Annotated in this window: 10 protein-coding genes and 1 pseudogene; all 11 read left to right on the top strand. The window is 59.6% G+C overall.

The window, feature by feature from the left end; all coding sequences use genetic code 11:
• Positions 1-6: 6 nt before the first annotated feature.
• Positions 7-1,359: pseudogene (locus Q5Z10_RS21470) on the top strand (amino acid adenylation domain-containing protein); the annotation flags it as partial.
• Positions 1,336-1,992, top strand: coding sequence for a phosphopantetheine-binding protein (locus Q5Z10_RS21465; protein ID WP_503457464.1), 657 nt, complete (start codon positions 1,336-1,338; stop codon positions 1,990-1,992). The pseudogene Q5Z10_RS21470 and the gene Q5Z10_RS21465, both read left to right, overlap by 24 nt.
• Positions 1,989-5,480, top strand: a complete 3,492-nt coding sequence (locus Q5Z10_RS15575; protein WP_303636293.1) for a non-ribosomal peptide synthetase — start codon at positions 1,989-1,991, stop codon at positions 5,478-5,480. Before Q5Z10_RS21465 ends, Q5Z10_RS15575 begins: the two co-directional genes overlap by 4 nt.
• Before the next feature lie 439 nt (positions 5,481-5,919).
• On the top strand, positions 5,920-6,816 hold the full coding sequence (locus Q5Z10_RS15570) for a nicotianamine synthase family protein (RefSeq protein ID WP_303636292.1): 897 nt from the start codon (positions 5,920-5,922) through the stop codon (positions 6,814-6,816).
• Positions 6,813-8,315 (top strand): AMP-binding protein, encoded by a 1,503-nt coding sequence (locus Q5Z10_RS15565; RefSeq protein WP_303636291.1) that lies wholly within the window; start codon positions 6,813-6,815, stop codon positions 8,313-8,315. Before Q5Z10_RS15570 ends, Q5Z10_RS15565 begins: the two co-directional genes overlap by 4 nt.
• Complete coding sequence (locus Q5Z10_RS15560; RefSeq protein ID WP_303636290.1) at positions 8,312-8,578, top strand: acyl carrier protein; 267 nt, start codon at positions 8,312-8,314, stop codon at positions 8,576-8,578. Before Q5Z10_RS15565 ends, Q5Z10_RS15560 begins: the two co-directional genes overlap by 4 nt.
• A 3-nt stretch (positions 8,579-8,581) precedes the next feature.
• Positions 8,582-9,574, top strand: coding sequence for an amidohydrolase family protein (locus tag Q5Z10_RS15555; protein WP_303636289.1), 993 nt, complete (start codon positions 8,582-8,584; stop codon positions 9,572-9,574).
• The gene (locus tag Q5Z10_RS15550) at positions 9,571-10,824 is read left to right on the top strand and encodes a GNAT family N-acetyltransferase (protein WP_197629713.1); all 1,254 of its coding nucleotides are present in this window, start codon (positions 9,571-9,573) and stop codon (positions 10,822-10,824) included. The genes Q5Z10_RS15555 and Q5Z10_RS15550 overlap by 4 nt, the downstream gene beginning before the upstream one ends.
• A complete protein-coding gene (locus tag Q5Z10_RS15545; protein WP_162291988.1) occupies positions 10,814-11,758 on the top strand; it encodes a 3-oxoacyl-[acyl-carrier-protein] synthase III C-terminal domain-containing protein in 945 nt (314 codons plus the stop codon). Before Q5Z10_RS15550 ends, Q5Z10_RS15545 begins: the two co-directional genes overlap by 11 nt.
• A 15-nt stretch (positions 11,759-11,773) precedes the next feature.
• On the top strand, positions 11,774-12,217 hold the full coding sequence (locus Q5Z10_RS15540; RefSeq protein WP_100461208.1) for a hypothetical protein: 444 nt from the start codon (positions 11,774-11,776) through the stop codon (positions 12,215-12,217).
• Between the two features lie 106 nt (positions 12,218-12,323).
• Positions 12,324-13,625 carry an ABC transporter permease gene (locus Q5Z10_RS15535; protein WP_303636288.1) on the top strand — a complete coding sequence of 434 codons (1,302 nt, stop codon included), beginning with the start codon at positions 12,324-12,326 and terminating at the stop codon, positions 13,623-13,625.
• Positions 13,626-13,631 lie beyond the last annotated feature (6 nt).

Below are 13,631 nucleotides of genomic sequence, written 5' to 3'. Positions count from 1 at the left end.
GAGCGAATGGCCGATGGATTCAACGCACTGGTTGAAGTTGCGGCCACCGATGGGGCAGCTACGCCGTACTCCGTAGCGGGCCCAGCCGCCCCGATGCGTGGCGATTGCATTCCATTGCCAGGCCGTCGGCTGGAGCAGGTGTTCGAGGCGCGCGCGCGTGCCCACCCCGATCTGCCTGCGGTAGTCCACCAGGGTGAGACGCTGAGCTATCGCGAACTCGACGATCAGGCCAGCCTGCTGGCCCAGCAGCTATGCAGCATCGGTGTTGGCCGTGGTTCCCTGGTAGGGCTGTGCGCAGATCGATCGGTGGAGCTTGTGGTCGGGATCATGGGGACATTGAAGGCCGGCGCCGCTTACGTCCCGCTTGACATGTCCTATCCACCGGGCCGGCTCGCTGCGATGATTTCCGACTGCGACCCACCAGTGTTGCTGGGGCAGCGACGCCACGAAGCGTTGCTTGCTGGGTTCAACCGGCCAGTGCTGTTTCTGGAGGACCTGCACTGCGCGGGCGTGTCCAACCATTTGCAGTACCTGCACACGGACGGGTCCGACCCCGCCTACGTCATCTATACCTCAGGAAGCACGGGGATGCCCAAGGGCGTGGTGGTGTCGCACGCCAGTGCCCTCAACCTCCTGGCGCACGTCGACAACCTGACGCCCATGCGGAGCCCCTGGAATGGCTCGCTATGGAGCAGCATCAGCTTCGACGTTTCGGTCTACGAAATTTTTGCACCGTTATGTGCCGGTGGGTGTCTGCACATTGTTCCGGAAACGCACCGTCTCGATCCCGAACGCCTGTTTGCATGGATGGCGGAGCATCAGATAGACAGCGCGTATGTGTACGCGGGCCACCTGGAATACCTGGGCGATCATCTGGCTGGCAGCGCTCGCAACCCACCTGCTCTGCGCAGGATGCTGGTCGGTGTCGAGCCGATTTCAAGCGGCCAGCTGGAGAACATCGCCGCGCATCTGCCCGGACTTGAAATTATCAATGGTTACGGTCCAACCGAAACCACGGTTTGCTGCACCACATTTCTGTTCCAGCCGTCGACGCTGCTTCCAGAGACGCGCGTTCCCATCGGACGGGCCGTCGCAGGGGCGGAGCTGTACGTCATGAATGGCGGCGGCATGCCGGCGCTCCCGGGCGCCCTGGGTGAACTGTTCGTGGGTGGCAGTGGCCTGGCCATTGGCTACCTGAACCAGCCGGAGATGACCCACAGCCGTTTCGTGGATATGTCCGTCGGAAGTGAGACGCAACGCCTGTACCGCACGGGCGACCTGGTGCGTTGTCTGCCGTCAGGCGATCTGGAGTTCATCGGGCGGGCGGATGAGCAGGTGAAGATCCGCGGATTCAGGGTCGAACCCGGAGAAATCGAGGTTCGTCTATGTGCTCAGGAGGATGTCCGCGACGCGACTGTGATCACGGTTGGCGAAGGCATTGACAGGAAGATCGTTGCATTCGTCGTTCCCAGGACGACGCACGCCACCACGGCAATTGACGACTTCTGCGCCGCTGAACACCGCGTCAGGACGGGGCTAAGGGCCTTCCTGCCCGACTACATGGTTCCCGCGGACATCGTGCTGCTGGATTCGCTGCCCATGACCGCCAACGGCAAGGTTGACCGTGCAAGGCTGCCGGTGCCGTTGCCACCGACGGCGAAGAGCAAGGCCACTCGGGTCGCGCCCAGAACACACACCGAGAGCAGACTGCTTGGCATCTGGCGGGATGTTCTGGGTCTTGAAGACATTGGTGTCACCGATGACTTCTTTGCTCTGGGTGGCCATTCCCTTCACATCGCGCGTATTACCAGCCGGCTTCGGCAGCACTTCCAGCTGGCCGAATCCGATATCCCGCTGGAGACGGTGTTCGAGAGCCCTACGGTGGAGAGCCTGGCGGTCGCCGTGGAAACTGCCCTTCGAGGTAGCCGCACCACGTCGAAGGAACACTATCTGGCGTCACTTGGACATGCTATTGAAGGGGGTGTTTTTTGACCATTGCTGAAGACATCTACCACGTCGCTCTTTCGGCCGACGTACTTCTCTACATGAAGGAGGGCCAGCTTGCCTACAGGTCCGTATCTGGCAGCGTGCCGGAAGGATTGCGTCGGCAGGTCATGGATCACAAGGCTTCGATCATCGAGTTCCTGCTCATGAAAGAGGCGGCGATGGCGTCGCAGCCTACCTCGATGGCATCGCTGACCCCAGCTGACGACCGGGCGGGTTCGCCGATGTCGGGGGCGCAGCAACGGGTCTGGTTCGCGCATCAGCAATCCGAGGACGGGAGCCTTTTCAACATCCAGGGATGTTTTGCGTTCGATGGAGTGCTCGATCGAACCAGCTTCGAGCTGGCCATCAGACAGCTGCTGGTGCGGCATGAAGTGCTTCGCACCTCATTTGTGGAGCGCGGGGGGGGAATAGATCGAAGCGTCCAGGTATTGGGGGAGACGCCACTCGCGGTGATCGACCTGTCATCGCTTCCGGAGAACGAGCAGGCGAAGGAGGTGCGCTCGCTGATCGCCGCCGACCTGAAGCAGCCGTTCGATCTTTCGCAAGGCCAGCTGTTGCGCGTGATGTTGCTGCGCCTTTCGCACACGCGCCATGTAGCTGTGTTCAACGTGCACCACATTGCATCCGACGGCTGGACCGTGGGTCTGTTGATAAAGGAATTGTGCTCGGCCTACACCGCATATGTCGCCGGTGATTCTGCTGAGCCCACGCCCGCCCGTCTGCAGTACGCCGATTTCGCCACATGGCAGGACGGCTATCTGCAAGGTGATGTTCTCGATGCAGGCATGTCCTTCTGGCGCTCGACGCTCGAGGGGCTGCCGCAGCTCCACAGCCTGCCCATGGACAAGCAGCGACCGGCCAAGCAGACCTTCCGGGGCGAACGTGTCCGCACCCTTGTCGAAGGTCCACTGCGGGAGCGTGTCCGCCAGTTCTGCCAGCAGCGCAGGGTGACGCTGTTCATGTTCCTGGATACTGCGTTGGCCGTACTGCTAAGCATGTATGGGAACGAGAACGACGTCGTGGTGGGCACGCCGGTAGCCGGTCGTACGCTTGCAGAAACAGAGAGCATGGTGGGCCTGTTCATCAATACGGTGGCACTGCGCTGCCTTGTGGATCCAACGCAAAGCTTCGATGCGCTGCTCCAGCAGAACAAGATCAGCATTCTTGCTGCACTGGCCAATCAGCATGTCCCGTTCGAACGCGTCGCGGAAGCGTTGGGGCATCGTCGCAGCCTCAGCCACAGCCCTGTGTTCCAGCTATGGTTTGTCCTGCAGAACAACGAGGATATCCGCTTCTCTCTGCCGGACTGCACTGTTACCGAGTACACCGACGTTCTGCCGCCGGCGGCCAAGTACGAGCTCAATCTCTATGCCAGGGAGGCAGCTGGAACCATTGAACTGGATTGGATATTCAACACCGATCTCTTCGATGAGTCGTCGATCCAATACGTGGCCAGCGAGTTCACCCAACTCCTGCAGTCCCTCGTCGACGCGCCTGAAGCGGCCTGCCACGCGCATGCGATCTTCAGCGGGTCGGCGGCCGGCACTGAGGCCGGACCGCTGCCGGCGTATGTCCAGCAGCTGGTAGCCAGCGACAGCGCGCTGCTGGATCAGATCATGACGTCCATGGCCGCACATGAGCACAGGGCCGCCGTCATCACCGAGACTGGCACGTATACCTACGGTGAGCTGGAACGACTTAGCCGGAAGTACGTCGCAGCCATCGCTGCAACCACCAGCTCGGCCCGGGTCGGCCTGCTGATGGATCGGGGCGCGCATGTGGTGGCCGTCATGTTGGCTGCACTGAAACTGGGCCGCACGTACGTTCCGCTGGATGTCGGTCACCCGCAGGCCCGCCTCCGCTACATGATCGAGCATTCGCAATGCGATCTCATCATCTGCGATCCAGCCAGCCGGGAGCTTGCATCGGCCCTGTCCAGCAACCTGGAAATCATTGAGAGGCCGGCCGCGGCAACACCCAGCATCCCGATGGTCGGCGGGCGCACGTCGAGCGCCCCGGCCTATATCCTCTATACCTCGGGTTCAACGGGGCACCCGAAGGGGGTTTCCCAGACCTGCGCGGGGCTCGGTTATCACGCGGGAAGCTATGTGCACTCGCTTGGAATCACCTGCGAGGACCGGTTGCTCCAGCTGGCCTCGTACAGTTTTGACGCTTCGGTTCTTGATACCTACGGGGCGCTCCTCGCTGGTGCCGCGTTGCATCTCGCCGATATCAGGATGATCGGGCGAGACGCGCTGCTCCAGATGATCTGTGACCGTGGTATCACGATCTATCACTCCACACCGTCGGTCTTCAAGTTCCTGTTCTCGGACGCGCCACCCGGCGCGGCAGCGGCCATTCGAAGCGTGGTGCTCGGCGGAGAGCCCATAGACGCACTGACCACTCAGCTTTTCCAGAAGACATTCGGCGCCGGGTGCCGTTTGATCGGGCTCTACGGCGCGACCGAATCTTCACTGACCACGCTGGTCGAGATCACGCGGGAGCAGCTCGTCGCAGGGAAGCGGCCCGGGCTGGGCCAACCCGTTCAGGGCACGCAAATCCGCGTTCAACGTGCCGACGGCTCGCAGGCACGTACTTTTGAGTCGGGACAGATCATCATCCGAAGCGATCATCTCGCCGAAGGTTACTGGCGTGCGCCTGAGCTGACCACGGAGAGGTTTCTGCCGGTACACGAACACGGCGTGGGGCGCGACTACCTGACCGGTGATGTCGGCTACCTCAATCCAAGCGGCGAGGTTTGTCTTACGGGGCGTCTGGATTTCCAGGTCAAGTTGAACGGCATCCGCATTGAACTGGGCGAGATAGAATGCATCCTGCAGCAACTGGATGATGTCGAGCATGCCGCGGCGGTCATATGCCCCGGCGATAGTGATGCCGGCGAAGCCAGCTTGATCGCATGCGTCGTGAGCAGCTCAGTGTCTGTTGCACGTGATCAGGCGGACAGGGTCGACCGCGAACGGTCGGCCACGGCGCAGTTGCGTTCCTATCTTGGCCGATGGTTACCGGACTACATGATTCCCGGTCGCATCGTGTTCATGGATCGGCTGCCCCAAACGACGAGTGGGAAGATCGACAGGCGTTCATTGATACAGTCGCTGCCGCCCGCTGCGCGTGCCGTGCACATCGGCCCGCGTGATCAGCTGGAACACCGGCTGGTCGAACTCTGGCAGCAAGTGTTGCAGGTCGATGCCATGGGTATTCAAGACGATTTCTTCCTGCTTGGAGGGCAATCACTCAAGGCCATGCGCCTGCTGGCGTCGATCGAACGCACTTACGGGACGACCCTGTCCATGAAGGAATTCTTCGATGCGCCAAGCATCCAGACATGTGCTGACTGGATCAGACGCCATGGCACGCCTGCCGGCATCGTCCCGCTGTGCCTGCCGTCCATTGAGCAGGCGCTACATGATCTGGAAAAGACTGACGAAGAAGTGGAAGAAGGCATGATATGAAGCCGCAGGGACTTCTCCCTGGAGAGAAGCCCGGGCACGTGGCAAGTGCGCAGTCCTGGCCTGCAGGGGGAGTACACTCAAGGGGGGAGTTATGCAGCAGATGTAAATGCCGTTGTCGTGGTGGTGCGCTGGCGCATGCGGAATGTGCGCGGCCCATTTCAGGCAGGGCGCAACAGCGTTTGGATTGCCATGTCAGCGGGGCACATGAAACAGATGTGTGTCTCGAAGGTCAGCTGAGATACGGATCATCGAACTGAAGGGGCAGTGTGAATCGTGTGCTGTTCAAGTTGCTAATTGGCAGGCTCACCTTCGCGTGGGGAATAACCAAGCGTGCGTACGCCCGTGTTCACATGGTCACCGTTGAAAAGCGTCACTCGATGACTCCGGTCAGTTGCTGACCCCGCCGCTCGTCTTTATGCGTCAAAAAAAGGAGTAATTCATGCATTTAGATCTCTTGAACACCATCGACAATGTGGAAGAGTGCGTCAGTTCGACAGTTGGTTGCCAGGCGGCGATAAGTGCGCTGATGCGCTGCTCCTCGTCATTTCACGAGGGTGTTGGCAATGCATTGCGGGTCATCCGAGAGAATCCTCAGCTAATCAGCGAGGCGGAAGCGAACTTTCATCTGCTCGACCCACTCGTCGAGTACCTCGAGGCAAAGGTATTTCTAGCCAACGATGTCGATCAGCTGTTGTTTGGCCTGGGCTATGGCCGTGAAGACATGGAGTTGCTGAACAACGCCTATTGCGCGTGGGAGACCGCGCTGGAGAAGATCTTCGTCGAGCGACTGTGCGCGGGAGTCAGTTCACTCAGCGATTACCGTCTCAACAGCCGCTTCCAGCGCTTGCTCAAGCGCGAGGTCTCGATGCTGAGTCAGCGAAATCATCGGCGTGCGCTGTTCATCGGATCCGGTCCATTTCCGATCAGCGCAGTATGGCTGCATAAGTATCTCGGCATCAGCGTTGACGGTCTGGACCTCTCCAGCGATGCCGTTGAGCGGTCGCGCGGCCTGATTGCCAAGTTGGGCCTTGAAGGCTCGATCAACATCATTCACGAGGACTCGCCGCATTATGATGTGGGAGCCTACGACGTCATCATCATCGCGCTCCTCGCAAAGCCGAAGAAGGTCATCCTCGACAACATCCATGCATCGGCCAGGCCTGACTGCGAAGTGATCTGCCGGACGTCGTCGGGTCTGCGCAGCGTGTTGTACGAACCAACGCCGATTTCGACGGAGATACTGGAAAAGTACAGCATTGCCGACGCCCGGGTCATTTCCGGAGCCGCCGACGACACCATTTCGTCTCTGCTGCTGCGCAGGGTTGGACGCGGATGAAGTTCTCCACCTTACTGGAGCGTGCCCGTCAGTACAGCGCGAGCACCTTTTCCGCACGGCGCGTCGATGGCAGCGATCACCAGGTAACGTTCCCGACGTTGCTGGACGAAGTTGAGACGCTGGAAACCAGGCTGACACAGGCGGGAGTCCGGCCGGGTATGCAGATCGGCCTGCAGGTGGGTAACGGCTACGAATACGTGCTGTGGGACCTGGCCGCCATCAGGCTGGGCGTACTCATTCACGCGGTTCCTGAAGAGCTCACATCCGAGAAGCTTGCTGCCCTGATGCAGCGGCACGACACAGCGTTGTGGGTATGCGAGAACCCTGATGCGTTGCCTGGGCACCCGTATCGTTGCAACATTGCTGACACCTGGACGGATCGACCCTTCATCGTTGACATCGAAGCCGGCGTGGTCGACGACCCGGATCTCTACACCAAAGTGTACTCGTCGGGCAGCTCGGGGTACCTGAAAGGTCTCAGTATCAGCCGCCTCGGCACCGAGGCCCTCGTTGCAGATTTCATCGGGGATTTCGCGCTGGATAGCCGCGACAGCCACCTTATTTTTCTTCCGCTCTCAAATTACCAGCAGCGCCTGTCCGTCTATGGCTGTCTGTGGGCAGGGGCATCGCTGCGGGTCGTCCGGCACACCTCGGTTTTCCAGGAGCTTGGCGCTTTCAAACCAAGCTTCATTGTTGCGCCCCCAGCGATCTATGAAAACATCTTTCATGTCCATGGGCGCGGATCGCATCCTGCGGAAAAACTCGGCCTGTTCCTGGGCGGCAACATACGTTTCATGATCACCGGAATGGCGCCGATCCGCACGGAACTGCTGCGCGCCTACAACGAACTGGGCTTCCAGCTGCTTGAGGCGTATGGCGTTACCGAAACAGGGATGATTGCCTGGAACACGCCGGCGGTTCATCGCGCAGGTTCCGTCGGACGTCCGATCCATCCTGAGCATCTTCACTTCACCGATGAAGCTGAAGTGGTGATCCGCCGTCCATTCCCGCTGGCCAAAGGCTACTTCGAAAGCACGGGCAGTGATGGCACACAGACCTTCCTCACAGACGGCACGATTGCGACCGGTGATGTCGGCAGCCTCGACGCCGATGGCTTCCTGTACCTGAAGGGACGCAAGAAAGAGATCATCCTGACCAGCGGCGGTGCAAAGTTCCACCCCGAGGAGCTCGAGCGAAAGCTGACCGGATTTTCCTGGATACGTCATGCAATTGTCCTGCAGTCCAAGCGCGCGCACGAAGTGGTTGCAATACTCGTGGCAAGCGATGCGGCCGAGGTGCCTGACAGCGACGTCGTTGATGAGGCTATCCGCTCGCTCAACCGGTCGCTGCCTGGCTACATGCATATAGCGCGCAAAGTCGTCACTCAGACGGCCCCCACCATGGACAACGGCATGCTGACGAGAAATCTCAAGTACGACCGAAAGGGAATATACCGACACTTCCAGGAGGAGATTGAGGGGGTCAAAGCATGGGCATGAACGTGGAACAGAGCAATGACCTGGAGAAGATCGCCCAGCTTATCCAACTGGCGATGGGCGAGGAGGTGTTGGCCCGTCCTATCAATGAAGAGACACGCTTTGTCGAGGATCTTGGAATGCAATCCATCAACCGGCTCATGCTGTTGAGTCTGCTGGAGCAGGAGTGCGGTGTCGACCTTGAATCGCACATGGCGCAGTTGGTCGAGCTGGAGACGGTTGGAGACACCATGCGTTTCATTGCCATCCTGGCAGCGAGGGGCTGACACATGTCCCGTCCCCAGCTGATCGTTGACGGCCATTGCCATCTGGCTTCGTCGCGCTGCATACCGCGCGAATTTTTCGTTGGCGTGGCGCGGAACATAGCCAGGAAGAAGTCCGCCCGGGATCGTCCCGCTGAGGCTGAGAATCTGGCCAGGTTGATGGAGCTGCAGTACCAGGATCACGACGCAGACCGGTTGGTCCGCAAGATGGATGAGGCCGGAATCGCCAGGACGGTCCTGCTCGCTCCGGACTTCACCTATGTCTTCAAATCGGAGTACAGTCTCGAAGACATGGCGGCCCAACATGCGGCCGTACGCGCACGGCATCCCGGCAGGTTCCACGTGTTCTTCGGTGTCGATCCGCGCTGGGGACGGATGGGGTATGACCTTTTCGAGCGGAGCGTCGAAGCCCACGGTTTCGAGGGCCTCAAGGTCTATCCACCGTGCGGATTTTCCCCGAGCGACGAGCGGATGTTTGCGCTGTACGAAATCTGCGCGGCGCGTGGCATGCCTGTGCTTTTGCACACCGGTCCTACCACGCCGACACTGGACTTCCGTTTCGCCGACCCGTATCTCATCGACGCCGCTGCAAAGCAGTTCCCAGGGGTGAACTTCATCCTTGCACATGGTGGCGTGAACTTTGTGGAGCAGGCGAAGCTGATGTGCAACTATCGACCCAACGTGTATCTGGACATATCGGGCTTCCCGGCGTTCATGACCGCTACAACGTGGCAGCAGCACCTAGCTGACCTCTTCGCCCAGGGTATTAATCACAAGATCATCTTTGGAACGGATTGGCCGGTTTTTTCCATGAAGGACGACCTCTCCGCCATGGTGATCAAACTGCTGGAGGAGAACGGTCCAATGCACGGGCTCCCGGAGGAAGTCGTTGCCGACATCATGGCCGGCACTCTGGAAAAGCTGCTGCCATTCCCACTCAACACCACAGGGAGCGTCGGCAGTACGTCGACGTTCGAACTCGAAGGAGAAAGTGCGTGAGCGTTCAGTACTCTTGGCCTACATTGATCGACATGGCAGCCGGTGCAGGGATCGTTGCCCTGTACAACGACGCTATCAAGCATACCGACGTGATCGGCTACCAGGCCGCACTTGACGAAGCGCAGGGTGCAGCGTTGATTGCCGGCATTCAAGGTGAACTGCAGCGCGGCGAAACGGCATTGATGCTGATAAGGGACGGTGAGCAATGCGTTGGAATGGTGCTGTTGTCATGGAGTGATATGCCCAATTGCCGGCATATCGCCACGCTTTCCAAAGGTATCATCCGCTCCGATTACCAGGGGCGCGGCCTTGTGCGCGACGCCTTCCTGAGCATCAGTGATTACTGCGATGCAAACAACTTCACCCTGATCATGCTGGATGTGCGGGAGAACTCCCGCCCGCACAAGCTTTGGCAAAGCCTGGGCTTTACGGAATACGGGCGCGTGAACGACTACGCCCGAATCGATGGTGTGTCGCATCCGGGCGTCTACATGCAACAGACGACGGCTGCCCTGCGCGGTCGCCTGACGACGACAACACCATCCCAGCCCATGCTGTCGCATGAAGAGTTCAAGCTGAAGCTCAGGTATGAACTGGAATCGCGAATCACCCTGACCCATCCCATCGTCAAGAAGATCCTCGATGGCACGCCGCAGTGGGACTTGCTGCGCAGAGTGACGCTGCAGGGCTACCAGTTGACCAAGCACTTCCTGGAGTACATCGAAACGCTTTACCATCACTGTCCGCGTGGCGTGCACAAGAAGCGACTGCTCTTCAACATGTTCGAAGAGGAGACTGGCCGGTTCTCCAGGACCAGCAACCATGTGGTCCTGATGGAGAATTTTGTTCGAGCCATTGGTATTCAGGACGCCGAGCGCGACGCTGCCATTGCGTTGCCCAATACCAGGGCGTTGATCGACTATCGGATGGATCTGGTGCGCAACCGGCATACCTTCCACATGGGTGCGGCAGCGGTGATGATCGCCAGCGAGGGACAGAATCTGGAGACTGCCGCAGGGGAGGCGCGCCACGAGTTGCTGCCGCGCATCTACGGCCTTACCGAAGCAGACCTGCGGTTCTTCTCGGTGCACCAGAAGGAAGACGTCGGGCACGTCGCCGAGGGGATCAGCCTCGTGGCTGACATCTGCACGACCCCAACCATGCAGCAGGAAGCACTGGAGGTCGTCCGCAAAACCTGCGACCTCTTCTATGGCATGTACGATGGGATGTACGAAGCCTATGCAACGTGACGAACATGCTGTGCAGGTCGGTCTGGGCGGGATCACGGTAGAGCTGGGCGAAATCAAGCGCGATGTGGAGGCCATTCCGGGAGCGCGGGAGAGATTTGCTGCGCTCAAGCTCCCCATGAGCAGTGCACTGCTGCGGTACCGGAGCTATCGCGAGAGCACGCTGGCTCCCTGCGATGCCATCGGATCTGTCGTGCTGCGCTGTCTCGAGCGCGTGGGTGTTGCGGCCGCGGACATAGACCTGTTCGTGCTGACGTCCGCGGACGCATCGTTCCTGGCCGATCGCAAACTTGTTCCGTCCCTGCTGGCCCGCCATGGGCTGGTTCGTGCGGTCCCAATGGCCATCGTGTCGCAGGAATGCACCGGGCTGCTGTCTGCCATCCACATTGCTAGCAGGTACATTCGGAGTGGTCTGTCACGACGGATCCTCGTCGCATCGTACGACCGCGGCGGAGTGGATGCGGATCGCATTCAGTCCTTTGGCGTGGTCAGTGACGCGGCGTCGGCCTGCCTGGTTTCTTCGCAGGAGCCGTTGGATTTCAAGGTTCTCGGCTTCGCCCAGTACGGAGATGTGCAGGGCATGCAGGGAGAGGATGACTTCGACCAGCGCCAGGCCCTGATCAACAGGGTGAATGCAGCGGCCCTCGCCGAGGCGGGTGTGTCGCTGGACGACATAGGCAGGGTATTTTCGACCAATTTCTTTTGGCCGCTGGCGAGTTTCTACGCAGCAGCGGCGGGGATACCGTCCAACCTGCTGCACGACGCGACGCTGTTCGATGTGGGACATTGCCTTTCTGCGGACGCCTTGCTGAACCTCGATGACTACCATCGCAGGGCGGAAGGACGACCCGGGCAACGCTACCTGCTGCAGGCATTTGCGATGGGCCTGCTGGCCAGCATGGTCGTTGAACGCTCCAGTTCACCCCTGCGTACCTGACCCTGGAGCGTCGTCATGTTCAGACCTCGAATCATCTGCAGTCCACGTGATCTGACAGACCCGGATGGTGGCAAGATCTACACCATCTCCGCCAATGGCGAGACCGTCGAGCCAGCGCCATTCGTGAGGCGGCTTGTGGAGGTGAAGCAGTTGCGTGAAGTCCCATGGGATAGAACGCCGCACTTCACCATTTTCCATCAGGGAGAGTCACGTCCGTACCTGATACTTGCCTGGTGGGGCAATGATAATGAGTTGTTTACGTCTGTTTCCGTGCAGACAGGCAAGGAATGGGTCGAGCAGCCCGACAGGTACTCGTTCTGTCTATACGACCTGGAAGTGTTCTGGGCAGAGCGCAACATTTTCATCGAGACACTCTATTGCCGCACGCCCAGCCTGGAGCGCTACCAGATGACAAGGCATCCATGGTCGTCGGATGCTTCGGATCCTGCCATTCGGTAACCCACAGCCCGCTCGGCGTCGCAGGGCATCCTGAAGTGCAACATGATGGCCATCGAGTTGTATTGATGGCACCAACCGGAAAAGCTAAAGGGAAGGGACGCATTACATGTTCAAGTACTACTTGAAGTTGGGTCTGCGCAACTTGCGACGAAATCCTGTGTTGACGCTGCTGATGGTCATGTCCATTGGCTTGGGCGTAGCGTCATCGATGACGACATACACGGTATTTCGTGCTGTCTCGGGTGACCCGATTCCTTCGAAGTCAAGCAAGCTCTTCTTCCCCCAGGTCGACGTATGGGGACCCTCATCAAGGCGCGGCGAGACCGAGCCGGCAGATGCCCTTACCTACACGGATGTAACAGCGCTGCTGCGCCATGGCCGCGCAGCAAAGCAGTCGGCGATCTACCCGGTAGGCCCGACACTCTATCCGACTGATCGTGCCCAGAAGGCGAAGACCATGTCGGGCGCGGCGGTCCATAGCGAGTTCTTCCCGATGCTTGAGGTGCCGTTTCTTCACGGAGCTGGTTGGTCCAAGAGTGACGAAGAGCAACGCGCACGGGTCGTTGTCATCAGCAAGGCGCTGAATCAACGAACCTTCGGTGGCGTCAACAGTGTTGGCCGCGAAATCACTCTCGACAACTCCAGTTACCGTGTGATCGGCATCATTGGCGACTGGGATCCTCAGCCGAAGTTCTACTTCGCCGCTGTCGGGTACGTATTCGGGCCGGCAGACGACGTGTTCATCCCATTCGCGACCGCCATCGACCAGAAGATCCCGACATCCGGCGTATTCGGTTGCAGCGCAAAGCTGGCTGAGCCTGGATTCTCCGGCGCGCTTGCGTCCAGTTGTATCTGGATCAGCTACATGGTCGAGCTCGACTCCGCCGGGGCGGTGGCCGCCTATCGCGACTACCTCAGTGATTACGCGCGCTCGCAGTACCCCGGCTGGCCGATCAACAACCGGCTGCGCGACGTTCGCGAATTCCTCAGTTACCAGCGGATCGTATCGTCCGAGACCCGGTTGTCGATGATGGTGGCTATCTGTCTGTTGGTCGTCTGCATGGTCAACACGGTGGGCTTGCTTCTTGCGAAGTTCCTGCGGCGATCTGGCGAGATCGGTGTGCGCCGCGCCCTTGGCGCGAATCGTTTCAATATTGCTTACCAGTTCGGCATGGAGTCGGCGGCAATAGGCCTGGCAGGTGGTGCACTTGGATTGCTTCTGACCTGGATAGGCATTGGCTTGATAAGGGGACTGCTTGCGCCTCAGATTGCAAGGCTTGTCCACGTCGACATTTCGCTGCTTCTGCAGACGCTGATACTGGCCGTAGTCACCACTGTGCTTGCTGGCCTGTATCCCACCTGGCGTGCCACGCATTTGCATCCCTCCATGCAGCTGAAGCAAGGTTGATCTGTG

This window comes from Stenotrophomonas sp. 704A1, from assembly GCF_030549525.1.
GTDB classification, from domain to species: domain Bacteria; phylum Pseudomonadota; class Gammaproteobacteria; order Xanthomonadales; family Xanthomonadaceae; genus Stenotrophomonas; species Stenotrophomonas tuberculopleuritidis.
The sequence above is the reverse complement of the archived record's forward strand: the minus strand, read 5'-3'. Positions and strand labels throughout refer to the sequence as shown.

Bases quoted from the DNA above. Each gene is read 5' to 3' on its own strand.
- Q5Z10_RS15570 (WP_303636292.1), top strand. From the start codon at position 5,920: ATGCATTTAGATCTCTTGAACACCATCGACAATGTGGAAGAGTGCGTC.
- Q5Z10_RS15565 (WP_303636291.1), top strand. From the start codon at position 6,813: ATGAAGTTCTCCACCTTACTGGAGCGTGCCCGTCAGTACAGCGCGAGC.
- Q5Z10_RS15560 (WP_303636290.1), top strand. From the start codon at position 8,312: ATGAACGTGGAACAGAGCAATGACCTGGAGAAGATCGCCCAGCTTATC.
- Q5Z10_RS15555 (WP_303636289.1), top strand. From the start codon at position 8,582: ATGTCCCGTCCCCAGCTGATCGTTGACGGCCATTGCCATCTGGCTTCG.
- Q5Z10_RS15545 (WP_162291988.1), top strand. From the start codon at position 10,814: ATGCAACGTGACGAACATGCTGTGCAGGTCGGTCTGGGCGGGATCACG.
- Q5Z10_RS15540 (WP_100461208.1), top strand. From the start codon at position 11,774: ATGTTCAGACCTCGAATCATCTGCAGTCCACGTGATCTGACAGACCCG.
- Q5Z10_RS15535 (WP_303636288.1), top strand. From the start codon at position 12,324: ATGTTCAAGTACTACTTGAAGTTGGGTCTGCGCAACTTGCGACGAAAT.